24 protein-coding genes and 1 other RNA gene are annotated in these 16,782 nt (G+C 66.2%); 9 read left to right on the forward strand and 16 right to left on the reverse strand.

The genetic code is table 11. The features are described from left to right. Positions 1–7 precede the first annotated feature (7 nt). From HZY97_RS02065 to HZY97_RS02080, 4 genes are all read left to right on the forward strand, one after another. The gene (locus HZY97_RS02065; protein WP_180140105.1) at positions 8–295 is read left to right on the forward strand and encodes a hypothetical protein; all 288 of its coding nucleotides are present in this window, start codon (positions 8–10) and stop codon (positions 293–295) included. A gap of 40 nt (positions 296–335) precedes the next feature. Further along, an RNA gene (gene rnpB, locus HZY97_RS02070) (RNase P RNA component class A) lies at positions 336–704 on the forward strand. Positions 705–783: 79 nt separating this feature from the next. Further along, a complete protein-coding gene (locus HZY97_RS02075; RefSeq protein WP_180140107.1) occupies positions 784–1,320 on the forward strand; it encodes a J domain-containing protein in 537 nt (178 codons plus the stop codon). Continuing rightward, positions 1,317–1,622 (forward strand): (2Fe-2S) ferredoxin domain-containing protein, encoded by a 306-nt coding sequence (locus HZY97_RS02080; protein WP_180140109.1) that lies wholly within the window; start codon positions 1,317–1,319, stop codon positions 1,620–1,622. Before HZY97_RS02075 ends, HZY97_RS02080 begins: the two co-directional genes overlap by 4 nt. A 43-nt stretch (positions 1,623–1,665) precedes the next feature. On the opposite strand, the gene HZY97_RS02085 is transcribed toward HZY97_RS02080, so the two are convergent. The 11 genes from HZY97_RS02085 to pspA form a co-directional block, all read right to left on the reverse strand. Further along, positions 1,666–2,076 carry a SufE family protein gene (locus tag HZY97_RS02085; protein WP_180140111.1) on the reverse strand — a complete coding sequence of 137 codons (411 nt, stop codon included), beginning with the start codon at positions 2,074–2,076 and terminating at the stop codon, positions 1,666–1,668. A 141-nt stretch (positions 2,077–2,217) separates the two neighbouring features. Then, complete coding sequence (locus HZY97_RS02090) at positions 2,218–2,448, reverse strand: hypothetical protein (RefSeq protein WP_180141584.1); 231 nt, start codon at positions 2,446–2,448, stop codon at positions 2,218–2,220. A gap of 41 nt (positions 2,449–2,489) precedes the next feature. Then, positions 2,490–2,762, reverse strand: coding sequence for a hypothetical protein (locus HZY97_RS02095; protein WP_180140113.1), 273 nt, complete (start codon positions 2,760–2,762; stop codon positions 2,490–2,492). A gap of 29 nt (positions 2,763–2,791) precedes the next feature. Further along, a complete protein-coding gene (locus HZY97_RS20875) occupies positions 2,792–2,914 on the reverse strand; it encodes a hypothetical protein (RefSeq protein ID WP_257214842.1) in 123 nt (40 codons plus the stop codon). Positions 2,915–2,990: 76 nt separating this feature from the next. Next, positions 2,991–3,260, reverse strand: a complete 270-nt coding sequence (locus tag HZY97_RS02100; RefSeq protein ID WP_180140115.1) for a hypothetical protein — start codon at positions 3,258–3,260, stop codon at positions 2,991–2,993. 12 nt (positions 3,261–3,272) lie between these two features. Next, positions 3,273–3,587 carry a hypothetical protein gene (locus HZY97_RS02105; protein ID WP_180140117.1) on the reverse strand — a complete coding sequence of 105 codons (315 nt, stop codon included), beginning with the start codon at positions 3,585–3,587 and terminating at the stop codon, positions 3,273–3,275. Positions 3,588–3,598: 11 nt separating this feature from the next. Beyond that, positions 3,599–3,910, reverse strand: coding sequence for a hypothetical protein (locus HZY97_RS02110; RefSeq protein ID WP_180140118.1), 312 nt, complete (start codon positions 3,908–3,910; stop codon positions 3,599–3,601). Positions 3,911–3,942: 32 nt separating this feature from the next. Beyond that, complete coding sequence (locus tag HZY97_RS02115; RefSeq protein ID WP_180140120.1) at positions 3,943–4,197, reverse strand: hypothetical protein; 255 nt, start codon at positions 4,195–4,197, stop codon at positions 3,943–3,945. A gap of 28 nt (positions 4,198–4,225) precedes the next feature. Continuing rightward, positions 4,226–4,603, reverse strand: coding sequence for an envelope stress response membrane protein PspC (pspC, locus tag HZY97_RS02120; RefSeq protein ID WP_180141586.1), 378 nt, complete (start codon positions 4,601–4,603; stop codon positions 4,226–4,228). Next, positions 4,603–4,875 (reverse strand): envelope stress response membrane protein PspB, encoded by a 273-nt coding sequence (gene pspB, locus HZY97_RS02125; RefSeq protein WP_180140122.1) that lies wholly within the window; start codon positions 4,873–4,875, stop codon positions 4,603–4,605. The genes pspC and pspB overlap by 1 nt, the downstream gene beginning before the upstream one ends. 3 nt (positions 4,876–4,878) lie before the next feature. Continuing rightward, on the reverse strand, positions 4,879–5,547 hold the full coding sequence (gene pspA / locus HZY97_RS02130) for a phage shock protein PspA (RefSeq protein WP_180140124.1): 669 nt from the start codon (positions 5,545–5,547) through the stop codon (positions 4,879–4,881). Positions 5,548–5,951: 404 nt separating this feature from the next. On the opposite strand from pspA, the gene pspF reads away from it, so the two are divergent. From pspF to HZY97_RS02145, 3 genes are all read left to right on the forward strand, one after another. Beyond that, on the forward strand, positions 5,952–6,992 hold the full coding sequence (pspF, locus tag HZY97_RS02135) for a phage shock protein operon transcriptional activator (protein WP_180140131.1): 1,041 nt from the start codon (positions 5,952–5,954) through the stop codon (positions 6,990–6,992). A gap of 183 nt (positions 6,993–7,175) precedes the next feature. Then, positions 7,176–7,799: a superoxide dismutase gene (locus HZY97_RS02140; protein ID WP_180140133.1), complete on the forward strand. Its 624-nt coding sequence runs from the start codon at positions 7,176–7,178 to the stop codon at positions 7,797–7,799. 118 nt (positions 7,800–7,917) lie between these two features. Then, positions 7,918–8,265, forward strand: a complete 348-nt coding sequence (locus HZY97_RS02145) for a hypothetical protein (protein ID WP_180140135.1) — start codon at positions 7,918–7,920, stop codon at positions 8,263–8,265. Between the two features lies 1 nt (position 8,266). Here HZY97_RS02145 and HZY97_RS02150 read toward each other — a convergent pair whose 3' ends face one another. The 4 genes from HZY97_RS02150 to mtaB are packed head-to-tail and all read right to left on the reverse strand — an operon-like array spanning position 8,267 to position 12,774. Further along, the gene (locus HZY97_RS02150) at positions 8,267–10,012 is read right to left on the reverse strand and encodes a chloride channel protein (RefSeq protein ID WP_180140136.1); all 1,746 of its coding nucleotides are present in this window, start codon (positions 10,010–10,012) and stop codon (positions 8,267–8,269) included. Positions 10,013–10,017: 5 nt separating this feature from the next. Continuing rightward, positions 10,018–10,632 carry a septation protein IspZ gene (gene ispZ / locus HZY97_RS02155; RefSeq protein ID WP_257214843.1) on the reverse strand — a complete coding sequence of 205 codons (615 nt, stop codon included), beginning with the start codon at positions 10,630–10,632 and terminating at the stop codon, positions 10,018–10,020. After that, complete coding sequence (ftsY, locus tag HZY97_RS02160) at positions 10,625–11,560, reverse strand: signal recognition particle-docking protein FtsY (protein WP_180140138.1); 936 nt, start codon at positions 11,558–11,560, stop codon at positions 10,625–10,627. Before ftsY ends, ispZ begins: the two co-directional genes overlap by 8 nt. Next, the gene (gene mtaB / locus HZY97_RS02165; protein WP_180140140.1) at positions 11,557–12,774 is read right to left on the reverse strand and encodes a tRNA (N(6)-L-threonylcarbamoyladenosine(37)-C(2))-methylthiotransferase MtaB; all 1,218 of its coding nucleotides are present in this window, start codon (positions 12,772–12,774) and stop codon (positions 11,557–11,559) included. Before mtaB ends, ftsY begins: the two co-directional genes overlap by 4 nt. On the opposite strand from mtaB, the gene HZY97_RS02170 reads away from it, so the two are divergent. After that, positions 12,775–13,350 (forward strand): DUF924 family protein, encoded by a 576-nt coding sequence (locus HZY97_RS02170; protein ID WP_257214844.1) that lies wholly within the window; start codon positions 12,775–12,777, stop codon positions 13,348–13,350. It abuts the gene before it with no gap. Between the two features lies 1 nt (position 13,351). Here HZY97_RS02170 and HZY97_RS02175 read toward each other — a convergent pair whose 3' ends face one another. Next, complete coding sequence (locus tag HZY97_RS02175) at positions 13,352–14,983, reverse strand: bifunctional diguanylate cyclase/phosphodiesterase (protein ID WP_180140142.1); 1,632 nt, start codon at positions 14,981–14,983, stop codon at positions 13,352–13,354. A 263-nt stretch (positions 14,984–15,246) separates the two neighbouring features. Here HZY97_RS02175 and ffh point away from each other — a divergent pair, with 263 nt between their 5' ends. Then, entirely contained in the window at positions 15,247–16,752 is a 1,506-nt protein-coding gene (gene ffh / locus HZY97_RS02180; protein WP_180140144.1) for a signal recognition particle protein, read from the forward strand. Positions 16,753–16,782: the final 30 nt, after the last annotated feature.

Below are 16,782 nucleotides of genomic sequence, written 5' to 3' on the forward strand. Positions count from 1 at the left end.
ATCCGCTTTGACCAATATCTCGACATCCCTGGGCCCCGTACAGGCCTATCTCTCCGGCGTGGCGCGCGCCGACTTCAAGGGCGAAATGCCCTCGTCGGTCAACATTCCCACCGTCAGCGAAGCGACCGAGGCCGTAGACCGGGTCGCCAAGGTGCGCGGCGCCGATGGCGTGGCCGGGATGGGATCGGACTACAGGAAGATCGCGCTCGCATCAGGGCTGAATGTCACCTGGAAGGTCGAGGTGATGGCCTGGGGCACTGCGATGCGCTCGGTCGACCCGGACGAAGCCGCCTGAACGCTTGCGCTGGCGCGCCGCTTCGCTAGAGCGGTCCCCGCCAGAGGGTTGGGCGGCCGCGGGTGCGCAAGCACGCGAGGAAAGTCCGGGCTCCACGGAAACACGGTGCCGGGTAATGCCCGGCGGGGGCGACCCCAGGGAAAGTGCCACAGAGAGCAGACCGCCCACTGGTCTTCGGACTAAGGGCAAGGGTGAAAGGGTGCGGTAAAAGCGCACCGCGCGACCGGTAACGGAAGCGGCATGGTAAACCCCACCGGGAGCAAGACCGAATAGGGGCGGCGCATAGGCCTGGTTCCGGCCTGTCGCCCGGGTTGGTTGCTGGAGCGGCGGAGCAATCCGTCGCCTAGAGGAATGGTCGCACATCGTCGAAAGGCGAGGACAGAACCCGGCTTATAGACCCTCTGGCATTTTTACGGGCCAACGCATTTACGGGACAGCACGGGCTTCCCCGAGCTTGCACCTGCGGGCCGAGTGGCTATCTGGACCCCATGGCAAGATCGACACGCTCGACCGATTGGGGATTCCCCCGCTGGCGCGCCTATGGCGCCGAGCGCGAGGCCGTGCAGGTGCGCATGTGCGACCGCCATGGCTGCGACCAGCCAGGCGACCGGCCCGCGCCCAAGTCTCCGAACAGCCCCGAGCGCTGGTATTTCTGCGAGACCCACGCCGGCGAATATAACCGCAACTGGGACTATTTCGCCGGCCTCACCGCCGAGGAAGCGGCCGAGCGCGAAGCGAATGAGCGGCGCGATGCTTCGGGCTTTTCGGAGGCGAAGTATAATAGCTGGGCAGGGCCGGGCGACGGCAGCCGGTCGCGTGACGAGATGAAGGCGCTGGAAGTACTTGAGCTCGAGGTCGATGCCGACTTCGAGGCGGTGCGCCTCGCCTGGCGCCGGATGGCCAAGTCGAACCACCCCGATGTGAAGCCGAACGACGCCGAAGCCGCCAAGCGCTTCCAGGCGATCCAGGCGGCCTATGACGTGCTCAAGGCCGCGGAGGAGCGGCGGACCTGGAAGGGCGATTGAAGCTCCGCGTCCATTCCAACTGGGACCACACGGTCCTCATCTGCGCGAAATGCTCGAAGAAGCTGGACGGCGGCTTCGGGCCGAAAGGCAAGCAATCGCTCGCCAAGGCGCTGCGAAAGCATCTCGGCCTGAAGAAGGGCCGCAAGGCGGAAGCCGGGGTCGTCGAGGTCAAGTGCATGGGCGTCTGCCCGCGCGGCGCAGTGACGGTGATCGATGCCGGCGGGCCGAAGGAATGGCTGCTGGTGCCGAAGGGGGCGGACCTCGATGCGGTGGCGGAGCAGTTGGGGTTGGCGAAGGGTTAGGCCCTTCTGTTCCCCTACCTTGAAGGCGGGGAAGCGGCTCCGCTCAGCCCGCGTACCGCTCCGCCGTCGCCCGCACCAAGGCGATCATGTTGGGAATGCCCTGCGTCCGGTTGGAGCTGAGCTGGTTCTTCAGGTCGAACGGCGCGAGCGCGCCTTCGATGTCGGTCGCGAGGATCTCGGCCGGAGCCTTGTCCTGCACCGTCAGCAGCACCAGCGCGATAATGCCTTTGGTGATCGCCGCGTTCGAATCGGCAAGGAAGTGGAGCCGGCCGTCGTCGAGACGGGTAGGGTAGACCCACACCGCGGCGGAGCAGCCGCGGACCAAAGTCGCATCAGTCTTGAGCGCTTCGGGCATTTCCTCGAGCCCGCGGCCCAGATCGATCAACAGGCGATAGCGGTCATCGGCTTCGAGGAACGCATATTCGTCCTGCAGGTCGGCGAGGCTGGTAGTCATGCAGGGCGCTATACAGCCCTTGTCCGGGTTTCCAACTGTTCCCCGGCGAAGGCCGGGGCCCAGTTGCGATGTCGTTCGAGAGCTTACCCGCCTCTCGAAGCGGCTGGACACTGGACCCCGGCCTTCGCCGGGGAGCAGTGATCAGAGGTCCACCCCGGCCGCGATCGCTTCGAGCTTGCGGATACGCTCCTTCAGGTCGGCGATCTCGATCCGCGAGCCCGCGGTCGGTGCGCCGATCGGGGCGGCATCCGGCGCGTGGAGCGTGTTGAGCTCCTGGCGCTTCAGGGCAAGCCAGCCGCGCCAACCCGAGAGCCCGGCGGTGGTGATCATGCCGAGCCCGGCGAGACCGGAGACGGCGAGGGTGAGGTACATAGTCGGATCTTGGGTCACGTCATGCCTCCCTTGGTCTGACGTTAGTTTTTGTCGCGCAGCGACTCGATCTCACGGTCGAGACGGACGCTGCCATCGGTGTCGGTAACCACGCGCTCGAGGACCTGGACGCGCTCCTTGAGGGCGCGGATCTCGTCCTTGAGGCGGGCATTCTCGGCGGCGGAGGCGGTGTCCGCGGGGCCGCCGCGATAGACCTCGTTGCCGTTCTGGTCCTTGTGGATGCCGTAGCGCGCCTTGATGACGCTAGCGATCGTGACAATCAGTACGATCGCGACAACCATCTCCAGCGGGTTCATTCCACAACTCCTTCAAAGCGCTTCGGTGTTCAGTTCTGCGTGGCTCGGGCCAGCCGCTCGGCGCGGCGGACGGGGCGATCACGCTTTTCGGCGAGGTACATAGCTCCGCCACACAGTGCCGTCAGCACTGCGACCATCACTATCGCAATCATGTGGGACTTCCTCTTTACTGGCGGCCTCGGCCGCTGGCTCTTTACTGGCGGCGCCCTTGTGCGCCGCGGTGGGTCTTTAATTCAGCGGGTTGTCATCCCGCAGGCTTTCAATCTCGTCGGCAAGGTCGACACCCTTGTCGGTGACGATCCGCTCCAGGACCCGCACCCGCTGCTCCAGCCTTTCGGTCTGGGCGGCATATTGTGCGGCCTTTTCCGCGACCATCTGCGCCTCGAGCTCCATCTTGCGCTGCTGCAGCGCGAGCCAGGGCTTGATGAACACGCCGCCCAGGATGGCTAGCAGGCCGCACGAAATGCCCAGGATCGGAATGATGAGCGGGTTGATCATCGTCGTAATTCCTCAGTTGCTCGGGCCGCGCAGCGCTTCGATCTCGCGATCGAGGCTGTGCGCACTGTCGGTCACGATCCGCTCGACATTGGCGAGCCGGTCCTTGATCGACCCCAGCTCGGCACGGAGCTGGGCGTTTTCCTGGCTCAGGAGCTTGATCCGCTCCATCGCCGCGTCGTCATTCTTCGGATAGATCGCCTGGCCCCATGCGCCGTCGAGCGGGTAGCCATGCTTGATCCGAAGCCAGGTGGTGAGAACCCAGCCGCCCACTGCAAGGGCACCGATGATCACGGCGACCGGGGCGAAAGCTGCGAAAGGAAAATTCATCTTCTAACTCCTCAACGCAGGCTGTCGATTTCGCGGGCCACCCGCTCGGCGGGATCGGTTGCGATCCGCTCGAGCACTGCGATCCGCTCTTCGAGCCGCGAAATCTGGCCGGTCAGCCGCTCATTCTCCGTGGAGAGAAGGGCGATCTTGCGCTCGGCCTCGAGACCTTCGCCAACCTGGCCGCGGTAGCTGCGGCGGCCGCGGCGGCCCTCTTCGTCTTCGATCGGGTAGCCGTGCTTCGCGCGGACCCAGGTCTGGAAAGCCCGGCTCGCCATCACTGCGGCGACGATCAGAACCGGAACCAGCCAACCAAAATCCCTCATGTCTTCCTCCCTGTTGACGTCCTGGCGATTGCTCAGCGCAGGCTGTCGATCTCTGCTTCCAGCCGGTGGGGCTGGTCGGTGATGATCTTCTCCAGAACGGCGAGGCGGCGATGCATTTCGATCGTCTCCCGGCGCTGCTGGCGGTTCTCTTCCAGAGCCTCGGCCGGTGCGGCCTGGGCGATCTGGGCCAGTGCGCGCTTCACCTTGCGGTTGGCGAAGAACTGGATGGCCAGGGTGCCCGCGATCCCGGTGAGCATCCCCATGATGAAATATGGCGTCGGATCCATGTCTTGTCCCCTTTTGACTGCCTGCGCCTCAGCGCAGGCTGTCGATCTCGTCGGCGAGGCGCGTGTTGCGGCTCGTGTAGTAGACCTCGATATCGGCCATGCGGCGGTCGATGTCGCGGAACTTCGAGCGGACCTCGGCGGTCGTGCGGCTCGGGTTCGAGCGGACACCCTGCCAGAACTTCGCTTCTTCCGGGCCCTGATAGAGGCCGTAGGGCTTGTTCGGTGCCATCCAGGCGATCAGCACATAGGCGACCACGTTGATCGGGAAGATCCCGAAGGAGAGCAGGACGAAGCCGAGGCGGAGCCAGATGGCGTCGATGCCGGTATAGTCCGCAAGTCCCGAGCAGACGCCCAGCCACTTGCCGTTTGCCTTGTCGAGGTAGAATTTCGTGCGGCTCGACATGATCAGTTCCTCCTCGAGATGTCGTAGGGGCTCTCTTCGGGACGCTGTTCCCGCTGGGGCCGGAAGTCGGGGTTGTCGGCGGCGATGATGCGCTCGATCGTGATCAGGCGCTCTTCAAGCTGGCGGGCGGTGTAGTGCAGCTCGTCGAGCAGCTTTTCATCCTCGCCGGTAATCGTCGCCGACTGCTTCCACTTCGTGATGTAGTGCATGATCACCCAGGGGAGCCCGATGAAGAGCATCCCGACGATCGTGATCGGAAGAAAGACGTCTTCCATCTTTTAGGCTCCCTTGTTCAGGCGGGCCTTCAGGGCCTCGAGCTCGGCATCCACCTTCTCCGACGAGCGGAGTTCGGCGATTTCCTCGTCGAGCGTCTTCGGGATCGAGCCCAGTCCGGCGGCATCGGCGCGGCCCTCGGCCAGGTCGACACGGCGTTCCAGCACATCGAAGCGCGAGAAGGCGTCCTGCATGCGGCTGCCATTGGTCATCTCGCGCAGGCGGACCCGGTTGCTGGCCGTCTCGAGGCGCGTGACGATCGAGTTCTGGCGGGCGCGGGCCTCGCGCAGCTTGGTCTGGAGCTTGTTGATGTCCTCTTCCGAAGCCTTCAGGGCCTCGTCGAGCACCGCGATCTCCTCGCTCAGCTGCTCGCACATGTCCGAAGCCTTCTGCTTCTCGAGCAGTGCGGCCTTGGCCAGGTCTTCGCGGCCCTTGGAGAGCGCCAGCTCCGCCTTCTCGGTCCAGCTCTCCTGGAGCTTTTCGAGCTTGGCGATGTGGCGGCGCATTTCCTTCTGGTCCGCGATGGTGCGGGCTGCCGAGGCGCGAACCTCGACCAGGGTTTCCTCCATCTCGAGGATGATCATGCGGACCATCTTCGCCGGGTCTTCCGCCTTGTCGAGCAGATCGGTGACGTTGGCGGCGATGATGTCCCGGGTTCGTGAGAAGATACCCATGTCGTCGTTACTCCTTCGTTTTTTGTTTCCCGCCGGGAGGGATCTAGGGGGTGACCCCTCCCGGTGGGTGTCCGCTCGCGAGGGGATGCGAGCGGGGGGACCCTTGTTTTAGGCGATGACCGCCGGACCAACCGCGCCGGCCATGAAGACCAGGCCTGCCGCGACCGAGAAGGCCACTGCGAAGAAGGCGTTGCGGTAGTAGGCGGCGTTGTTGGCGTTGGCGTTCATTGTCTTGTCCTGAACCTTGGCGTTTCTGTTGGCCCGTCAGCGGGCTTGCTCAATGCATTGCAGGGGGCGTGCCAATTTATGAAAACCGCAGAAATCAGCCATTTTTGCCGTTCATAAGGCGTTCAGGTGGCGGATTTAACTTGCCAAGTGTTGGGAAAATACACCAAGGGTTCGGCATGGAGCGTACTACCCAGGTCATCGGCCAGTCCTCGGCTTTCCTCGACGCGCTGGAGCGCGCCAGCCGCGCCGCGGCACTCGATCGTCCCGTGCTGGTGATCGGCGAGCGCGGCACCGGCAAGGAACTGGTCGCCGAGCGTCTCCACCGCCTGAGCCCGCGCTGGGATCAGCCGCTGGTGGTGATGAACTGCGCCGCGCTGCCCGAGACGCTGATCGAGGCCGAATTGTTCGGCCATGAGGCGGGCGCCTTCACCGGCGCGACCAAGGTGCGCGTGGGGCGCTTCGAGGAAGCGCATCGCGGCACGCTGTTCCTCGACGAGCTCGGCACGCTGTCGATGGGCGCGCAGGAACGGCTGCTGCGCGCGGTGGAATATGGCGAGGTCACAAGGATCGGCTCGTCGCGCCCGGTGCAGGTCGATGTCCGCATCGTCGCGGCGACCAACGAGCATCTCCCCGAACGCGTAGAGAAGGGCACCTTCCGCGCCGACTTGCTCGATCGCCTGAGCTTCGAAGTGGTGACGCTGCCGCCGCTCCGGCACCGCCCCGGCGATGTCGAGGTACTCGCCGATTTCTACGGCCGCCGCATGGCGAGCGAGATCGGGCGGCACGACTGGCCGGGCTGGGGCCCGCACGCACTCGACATCCTCGTCAATTACGACTGGCCGGGTAATGTCCGCGAGCTGCGCAACGTCGTCGAGCGCGCGGTCTATCGCTGGGAGCAGGACGGGCCGATCGACGCGATCGAGATCGATCCCTTCCAGTCGCCCTATCGGATGCGGACGATGCAGGGCAGCGCCTCGAGCACGCCGGCACCCGCCGCTGCCGCCGCGCCGTCCGCCGCGCCCCAGGAGGAGCCGATGGCCTTTACCGGCGGGACCGACTTCAAGGGCCGGGTGCAGCGTTTCGAGAAGGAATTGCTGCAGCGTTCGCTCGCCGATCACCGCTTCAATCAGCGCGCGACGGCGGAGGCGCTGGGACTCACCTATGACCAGCTCCGCCATGCGTTGAAGCGACATGAATTGCTGCAGGCGGGCGGTTGAAAATAAGCTATTGATTGTCAGTTGCAACAGTAACTTAGCCAATTAGCCTCGATCGGAATTTTCATTTGCGCGTCGCAACGATTTTTCCGCGACAGCGGTGATTTTTGCGCGCTAGGGGAGGGACCGCATCGCCCGGCGGTTCGTTGCCCGGGTGAACCCCCTGGTGAACCCTGGAGAGACCAAATGGCCTTCGAACTTCCCCCGCTTCCCTTCGACAAGGACGCGCTGGCGCCGCACATGTCGGCCGAGACGCTCGAGTTTCACCACGGCAAGCATCACAAGGCCTATGTCGACAAGACCAATGGCTTCATCGCCGAGAAGGGCCTGGAAGGCCGCAAGCTCAGCGAAGTGATCGCGCACGCCAAGGAGACGGGCGACAAGGGCCTGTTCAACAACTCGGCGCAGATCTGGAACCACAGCTTCTTCTGGCAGGGCCTGACCGGCGAGAAGACCGCGCCGAGCGGCAAGCTCGCCGAGCTGATCGCCTCGCAGTACGGCTCGACCGACGAGCTGGTGAAGAAGCTGGTCGCCGAATCGACCGCGCACTTCTCGAACGGCTGGGGCTGGCTGGTGCTCGACGGCGACGCGCTCAAGGTCACCTCGCTGCACGACGCCGATACGCCAGTGGTCTATGCGGGCATGAAGCCGCTCCTCACGATCGACGTGTGGGAGCACGCCTACTACATCGATTATCGCAACATGCGTCCGAAGTATCTCGAGACGATCACCGCGAACATCATCAACTGGGACTTCGTGTCGCAGAACCTCGACGGCGCTGGCGTGAGCCGCGCGGATCAGGACAGCTGATTTCCGAACAGCGACAAGCAAGGGGCGTCCGAGCGATCGGGCGCCCCTTTTCATATTCAGCGCGCGTTAAAGCCGGGAAGACGAGCTTCCCGCCGACACTTCTTTGGGGAAAGACGTGATGCGCCGATACCCGATCCTTGCACCCTTGCTGCTCGCCGCTGCGCCGGCTTCCGCGCAGACCTGGGGCGGGCCGACGATGCAGGGGCCTTCGGGCAGCTCGATGGGCCACGACCAGCGGGCCGCCGAGACCGCGAAGATCCGCAGCGACATCCGTGACGGACGTGACAGCGGGCAACTGACCCGGCGTGAAGCCAAGCAGCTCAAGCGCGAGGCGTATCAGATCGATACGCTGGAGGAACGCTATGCGACCGGCGGGCTCAGCCCCTCCGAGGAAGCCGAGCTGTTCGTGCGGCGCGAGGCGCTGCGCAATGATGTGACCGCCAAGCGGACGGGCACGCGGAAATAGCTCAGGCCTCCCCGTACAATTCGCGCTGCGAGCGCTCCAGCTCCTCGGCATAGCGGCGGCGCGCGTGGCGCTCGGTGATAAGCCCGGCGACGCTGCCATCGGGCATAACCACCGCGAGATCGTCCGCCGCGACCCGGTCGAACGCTTCCAGCACCTCGCCAATCCCCATTTCGGGGCTCAGCTTCGCCTGCGGCAATTTCCCGAGCTTGCCGATCTCCGCGACCGGCTCGATCTCGGGCGACCAGGCGGCGGCGGTCTCGATGATGCCGGCATAATGGCCGTGCGGATCGAGCAGGACGACGCGCGTGGTCGAGCCAAGCGGGAAGCGCGCGCGAAAGGCGGAAACGCTGGCGTCGGCGGCGAGCTGGGGCACATCGCGGCGCATCATCTGCCCGGCGGTGAGCGCGCGCATCCAGCCGACGTCGCGGCCGCTGCGCAAAGTCTCACCGCGCAGATGGAGCCGCCAGGTCGAGAAGCTGTAGCCGAAGGTCTCGCGCGCGACGGTCGACGAGATCAGCGTCGCCGCCACCGCGACGCCGGTGATGCTGAAGTCGTGGGTCACTTCGAGCACCAGCAGTGACATGGTCAGCGGCCCACCGACCACCGCCACGGCAAGCGCGGCCATGCCGACTACCGTGGCGTCGTCGGGCGCCAGCACATGCAGGTTCGGCACATGTGCCAGCACCACCTGGTAGAGCCGCCCGACCAGCGAGCCGAGGAACAGCGAGGCAAAGAACAAACCGCCGCGAAAGCCGAAGCCCAGCGACAGCGCCGAGGCGAGCATCTTGAGTACGATCGTCAGCACGAGCCCGGCGATCGTCACTTCGGCCGCCAGGTTGAGGTTGAGCGCGCCGTGCCCGCCTGAGAGCGTCTGGGGCGAAATCAGCGCCAGCGGGATCAGCAGCAGTCCGCCGGCCGCCGGTGCCCAGTGTAGCGGCAATTTCGAACGATGGACGGCACGCTCGACCAGCGAGACCAGCCGCATCAGCGCGATGCCCATAACGGCGCAGATCAGCCCGAGGATGCCGTAGAGGACATAGTCGGCGGTGCCGATCGGGTGCATCCCGCCCGCCGCGATTACATAGGGCGTCATCCCCATGCCGCGCGCCAGCACGGCGGCGGCGAGCGCGGCGAGCATCACCGGGGCGACGGTGGCGGTGCTATAGGCGCCGAGCACGACTTCGAAGGCATAGAAGGCGCCGGTGAGCGGCGCGCCGAACGCCGCGCTTACCGCAGCGCCCGCGCCGGCGGCCATCAGCGTGCGCAGGTCGCTTCGCCGGAGCTTGATCTTCTGCCCGAGCAGCGAGGCAAGGCCGCCGCCCGCCTGGGCATAGGCCGCCTCGAGCCCCACCGAGGCACCGAAGGCGTTGGAGAGCAAAGTGGTGCCGACCACGGTCGCAGTGTCGCGCGCCGGGATGCGGCCGCCGTGCAGCGCATTGGCCTCGACAATGTCGACCGCGGTGCGCCGGCGCAGGAACCACAGCACGAGCCCGAGCAGCGCGCCGCCGACGGGAAGGGCGATCAGCCGCCACGGCGCGATCACCTCCGCTGCGCTCAGATGCTCGCCCTGTGCGAGCCCGAACAACAGCCGCTGGGTGCCGCGCGCCAACTGCCCCAGCGCGATCGCGCTCAGCCCCGCGCCGGCGCCGACGAGCAGCGACAGCCCCAGGAACCACAGCGAATTGGAGCGGATCTGCCGCCGGAGCCAATTGGTGGCGCGGACGGCGCGATAGAGCGTAGTCGACACCGCGCTTACTCCTGCGGCGGGACCGGCGCCTCCTCGGGCGTCTCCAGCTGCAGGCCGTGCTTGAGCAGCATCGGGATGTTGAGCATCGCGAAGACGAGCGTGACCGGGATCATCACCCAGGTCTTGAAGACCACCCACTGGTCCCAGCTGACGAAGTGGCGGACGCCCTCATTGGCGACCGCGGCGACCGCGAAGAAGATCGCCCAGTTGAGCGTCAGCAGCCGCCAGCCCTTGGCCGAGAGGCCGGGATAGGCCTGTTCGAGCAGCGTCTGGAGCAGCGGCTTGTCGGCGATCAGGCCGTAGCCGAGCACGATCGCGAACATCGCATAGATGATCGTCGGCTTGATCTGGATGAACGTCTGGTCGTGGAAATAGAGCGTCAGCCCGCCGAACAGCAGCACGAACGCCGCGGTGATCCACAGCATCGGCGAGACGTGGCGGGTCTTCCACCAGCTCAGCACGATCGCGCCGGTCATCGCGACCATGAAGGCGATCGTCGCAGCGAAGACGCGCGCCAGCACCGGGCCGTGCGCGAGCGAGTTCACCAGGAAGAACACCGCGAGCGGCCCGTAATCGATCAACATGCGCACGCCGGGCGAGGCGGCCTTCTTCTCAGCCATTGGTAAGCTCCTCCACGCCCGCGATGATGCGCGCCACTTCCTCTGCGTTGAACGGGCGCAGATCGTCGACCTTCTCGCCCACGCCGATCGCGTGGATCGGCAGACCGTATTTCTCTGCCGCTGCCACGAGGACGCCGCCGCGCGCCGTGCCGTCGAGCTTGGTCATCACCAGCCCGGTGACGCCGGCGACTTCCTTGAACACTTCGATCTGGTTGAGCGCATTCTGCCCGGTGGTCGCGTCGAGCACGAGCACCACGTCGTGCGGCGCCGCCGGGTTGAGGCGCCCGAGCACGCGGCGGATCTTGGCGAGCTCGTCCATCAGCTCGCGCTTGTTCTGCAGGCGCCCGGCGGTGTCGACGATCAGCACGTCGGTGCCGATCTCGGTCGCCTTCTTCACAGCTTCGAACACAATGCCTGCGGCGTCGCCGCCCTCGGGGCCGGTGACGATCGGCACGCCGATCCGTTCGGCCCAGGTCCTGAGCTGGCCGATCGCGGCGGCGCGGAAGGTATCTCCGGCCGCGAGCATCACCGCATAGTCCTGTTCCATCAGCAGGTTGGCGAGCTTGGCGATCGTCGTGGTCTTGCCCGATCCGTTGACGCCGATCACCAGGATCACCTGCGGACGCGGAAACGCCTCGATCTCAAGCTTCTTGGCGACCGGAGCGAGCACCTTGGCGACTTCCTCGGCCACCACCAGGCGGATGCCGAGCTCCTCCATGTTGCGCTCATACTGACCGTCGGCGAGCCGCTGGCGGACGCGCGCGGCGGTGGTTGGGCCGAGGTCGGAGGCGATCAGCGCCTCCTCGATCTCGTCGAGCGTCGCATCGTCGAGGCGTGCCAGGCCGAGGCCGGCAAGGTTACCGATCAGCCGGTCGGACGTCTTGCGGAAGCCACCGAGCAGCTTCTCGTGCCAGCTGGGGCCGCTCATGCGATCAGCTTCCCGTCCTGCACGTCCACGATCTTCACGCTCACAATCTCTCCGACTTGATGGGGGGCGAGGCGGACCTCGGCGAAATTGCCGGCATGGCCCCGCTCGCCGGGGCGCTCTACCAGCACTTGCTGGGTACTGCCTACCAGGCTTTGCAGCCAATTGTCGCGCACGCGCCCGGCCTCTGCGCGAAGGCGGGCGGCGCGGGCCTTGACCAGCTCGGGCGCGACCTGCGGCATCCTCGCGGCCGGGGTGCCGGCGCGGGGGCTGTACGGGAAGATGTGCGCGTGGACGATGTCGCACTCCGCGATCAGCGCGCGCGTGTTCTCGAACATCGCTTCCGTCTCGGTCGGGAAGCCGGCGATCAGGTCGGCACCGATCGCGATGTCCGGCCGCGCCGCGCGCAGGCGCTCGACCAGCGCGACCGACTGAGCACGGCTGTGGCGGCGCTTCATGCGCTTCAGGATCATGTCGTCCCCCGCCTGGAGCGAGAGATGGACGTGCGGCATCAAACGAGGCTCCCCGGTGAGCAGGGCAAACAACCGGTCGTCGACTTCGATCCCGTCGAGCGAGGAAAGCCGAAGGCGCTTGAGGGCGGGGACGTGCGTCAGGATACGCTCGACCAGCTGGCCAAGGGTAGGGGCGCCCGGCAGGTCGGGGCCATAGCTGGTCAGGTCCACGCCGGTCAGAACCACCTCTGCATGGTTCTCGGCCAGCTGCGCGACCCGGTCGATCACGGCACCGGCGGGCACCGAGCGGCTGTTTCCCCGGCCAAAGGGGATCGCGCAGAAGGTGCAGCGATGGTCGCAGCCATTCTGCACCTCGACGAACGCGCGAGCGTGGGTGGAGAAGCTGGCGGCAAGATGCGGCGCGGTCTCGCGCACCGCCATGATGTCCTGCACCACCACCGGGGCGTCCGAGAACCAGGCGTCCGCACGCAATTTCTCGGCATTGCCGATCACCCGATCGACCTCGGGCATCGCCGCAAACGCCTGCGGGTCGATCTGCGCCGCGCAGCCCGTCACGACCAGCTCGGCACCTGGCCGCTCGCGGCGGGCGCGGCGGATCGCCTGGCGGGTCTGCTTGACGGCCTCGTTGGTCACTGCGCAGGAGTTGATCACGACCGTGTCACGATCCGACAGCAGGGCACGGATCGTTTCGCTCTCGGCGAGGTTGAGCCGGCAGCCCAGGCTGATGACGTGAGGGGATGACATTTGGTCGGTGATCTAGGCGCAGCTACTCTCGATGTCCACGCGAAGGCCCGCGAAGTGCTGGGCTTCTGGTTCGCGCTTACGCCCGAGCAGCATTTTGCCAAATCGGCGAAGCTCGACGCGGAGATCGGATCGCGCTTCGGACAATTGCGCGATCTGGTGCTGGGATCGGGCGCCGAGGGCTGGCGCGACGATCCCGAGACCCAGCTCGCCGCGATCATCCTGCTCGACCAGTTCAGCCGCAACCTCCACCGCGGCAGTGCCGAGGCCTTCGCCGCCGATCCGCTGGCGCTGACGCTCACGCTCGAGGCGATCACAAAGGGCTGGGACGCCGACATGCCCGCCGAGCGGCGCCAGTTCCTCTATCTGCCGCTCGAACATGCCGAGGATCCGCTGATGCAGAAGCTGAGCGTGGAGAAGTTCAACACGCTGGGCGAGGACTATGTCTATGATTTCGCCGTGAAGCACGCCGAGGTGATCGCGAAGTTCGGGCGGTTCCCGAGCAGGAATGCGGCGCTTGGGCGGGAGTCGACGCCCGAGGAACTGGCGTTTTTGAGCCAGGACGGCGCCGGCTGGTAGATCAGCCTGCCAGCCGCCGATCGCCCTCGGGCGTTTCCGGCGTGGTCTGGGCGTTTCCGCCGCTCAGGATCAGCCGCCGCTCGGCGAGCAGGCGCCGCACGCCGCTCACCGACAGCGGCTTGCTGTAGAGCCAGCCCTGCGCCTTGGCGCAGCCGGCGGCGCGCAGGCGCTCTTCGATCGCGGCGTCTTCCACGCCCTCGGCGGTGATCGGCAGGTTCAGGCTCGCGCCCAGGCTGATGATCGCGTTGACGATCGCGGCCGAGTCGGCGCTGGTGTTGAGCGACATGATGAAGCTCTTGTCGATCTTGATCCGGTCGAACGGCAGCGCGCGCAGATGCGCCAGCGACGAATAGCCGGTGCCGAAATCGTCGAGCGCCAGCTTGGCGCCCTGGTTCTTCAGGCTGCCGACGATCGACTGGGCAAGCGCCAGATTGTCGAACAGCGAGCTTTCGGTGATCTCCACTTCGAGCCGGCTCGCCGGGAAGCCGGTCTCGGCCAGCACCTTGATGATCTTCTGCGCCAGCCACGCATCGCGCAGCTGCCAGGGCGAGATGTTGATCGACAGCGTGAGGCTGGGATCCCAATCGCGCGCCGCCACAAAGGCCTGGCGCATGATCGAGAGCGAGAGATCGGCGATCATGCCGGTTTCTTCCGCGATCGGGATGAACAGCTCGGGGCTGATCAGCCCGCGCTGCGGATGCTCCCAGCGCGCCAGCACCTCGAAGCCGTGGAGGCGGTTGGTGCTGAGGTCGATCTGCTGCTCGAAATAGGGGACGATCTCGCCGCGCGGGATCGCGGTGCGCAGGCCGTTCTCCAGCTCGTTGCGGATCTGGAGCTCGCGCTCCATCGAATGATCGAACCAGGCATAGCGATTGCGGCCGGATTTCTTGGCCGCGTACATCGCGATGTCGGCCGAGCGCATCAGCGCGTCGATGCTTGCGCAATCGAAGTCCGAACGGGCGATGCCGAGCGAGCAGGAAATATGCAGGCGCAGGCCCTCGGCCTCGAACGGCTGGGCCATGCGGCTGACCAGCCGCTCGGCGATGCGCTCCACCACCGCGGGCTCGCTGGGATCGAACAGGAAGCCGCAGGCGAATTCGTCGCCGCCCAGCCGCGCGGTCACTGCGATCGGCGGCATGACATGCGCGATCTCGCCGGCGACGGCGCGCAGCAGCGCATCGCCCACGGCGTGGCCGTGCATGTCGTTGATCGTCTTGAAGTGATCGAGGTCGAGCATGACCATCGCCATCGCCTTGCGGCGGCGCTGGGCCCGGACGAACATCGCCGCGCCTTCCTCGGCCAGGCTGCGGCGATTGTAGAAGCCGGTCAGCGGATCGCGATTCGCCAGCTGCTGGGCGCGCTCCTCGGCGGCGGCGCGGATCTGCACTTCCTGGCTCAGCGCGGTATGCCGGCGCCAGCCGAACAGGATCAGCGCGACGTTGAGCAGCAGCGCGATCACCAGCGTGCGGTCCGCGGGAGCGCCGCCTTCGAAATAATATTGCAGTGTTTTGGAGAGGACGGCGCTGCCCGTTCCTACGAAGAGCAGAATCGCGGAAACACTGATCGCACCCGAGAGCATGCTCGGGCGCGGCGCGCTTTGCGGAATGGCTTGATCTTCGAGGTCCAGCGACATGCCGGGAAATGTCCCCCAACTGCTATTGGGGCGGTTTCCCATGCTCAGGGTATAGAACGGGTTAAGCCCGGGACATGTTTGCGTAATATTTCTGCGCGGCCCTGCGGGCTTGCCTCGCGCGGGGGGATCGGCTAGGGGCCGCCGCGACCGTTCTCTTTGAACGCGAGACATTTGCCACCTCAAGGGGTGACGCCGGCCGACGAGTTCTCGTCCGCCGGCGTGTTTTGCGTTTGGCGAATCGCGGTTCGGAATTGGAGTTTTTGATGTTCGAGTCTCTGAGCGAGCGGCTGGGTGGCGTCTTCGAGCGCCTGCGTGGTCGTGGCGCGCTCAACGAAGCCGATGTCCGCACCGCCATGCGCGAAGTGCGGATCGCCCTGCTGGAGGCCGATGTCGCGCTTCCGGTGGCGCGCGACTTCGTCGAGAAGGTGACCGAACAGGCCGTCGGCCACGAAGTCCTGCGCTCGATCACGCCCGGCCAGCAGGTCGTCAAGATCGTCCACGACGCGCTCGTGGACATGCTGGGCCCCGATACTGCCGAGCTGAACATCGACGTGACGCCGCCGGCGATCATCATGCTCGTCGGCCTCCAGGGCTCGGGCAAGACGACCACCACCGCCAAGCTGTCCAAGCTGCTCAAGAGCCAGGGCAAGAAGGTGATGATGGCGTCGCTGGACGTTAATCGTCCGGCCGCGCAGGAGCAGCTCGCGGTGCTCGGCACCCAGACCGACGTGCAGACGCTGCCGATCGTCGCCGGCCAGCAGCCGGTCGAGATCGCCCGCCGCGCGCTGAGTGCCGCCAAGCTCCAGGGCTTCGATGTCCTGATGCTCGACACCGCCGGCCGACTGCACGTCGACCAGGCGCTGATGGACGAGATGAAGTCGGTCGCGGACATCGCGCAGCCGAACGAAATCCTCCTCGTCGTCGACTCGCTCACCGGCCAGGACGCCGTCAACGTCGCATCGAGCTTCTCCGAGCAGGTGCCGCTGACCGGCGTGATCCTCACCCGCATGGACGGCGATGCCCGCGGCGGCGCGGCGCTGTCGATGCGCGCCGTCACCGGCAAGCCGATCAAGTTCGCCGGCATGGGCGAAAAGCTCGACGCGCTCGAGCCCTTCCACCCCAAGCGCGTTGCCGGCCGCATCCTCGGCATGGGCGACGTCGTGTCGCTGGTCGAAAAGGCCGCGGCGGCGATCCAGGAGGAAGACGCCGAGCGCATGGCGGCGCGGCTCGCCAAGGGCCAGTTCGACATGAACGACCTGCGCGGCCAGCTTTCGCAGATGCAGCGCATGGGCGGCATCGGCGCGCTCGCAGGCATGATGCCGGGCATGAAGAAGGCGCAGGCCGCAGTCGATCAGGCCGGCGGCGACCGGGTGCTGATCCGCATGGACGCGATGATCACCTCGATGACGCCCAAGGAGCGCTCCAAGCCCGATCTGATCAACGCCAAGCGCAAGATCCGCATCGCCAAGGGCTCGGGGACGACCGTGCAGGACGTCAACAAGCTGCTCAAGATGCACCTCGAGATGCAGACCGCGATGAAGCGGCTGAAGAAGATGGGCGGGCTCAAGGGCCTGATGGGCATGCTCGGCAAGGGCGGCCCCGGCGGCGGCATGGGCGGCATCGGCAATGCGCTGGGCGGCGCCGAGCTGGGCGACATGATGGGCAAGCTTGGCGGCCCCGGCGGCGGCGCCGGCGGGCTTCCCGGCCTGGGTGGCCCGGGCGCTCCGCAGCTCCCGCCCGGCTTCGAGAATTTCCTGAAAAAGAAGTAATTTAACTCAAGATCGTAAGAAGGAAGATTG

Source organism: Sphingomonas sp. R-74633, assembly GCF_013416555.1.
In the GTDB taxonomy this organism is placed as follows: domain Bacteria; phylum Pseudomonadota; class Alphaproteobacteria; order Sphingomonadales; family Sphingomonadaceae; genus Sphingomonas.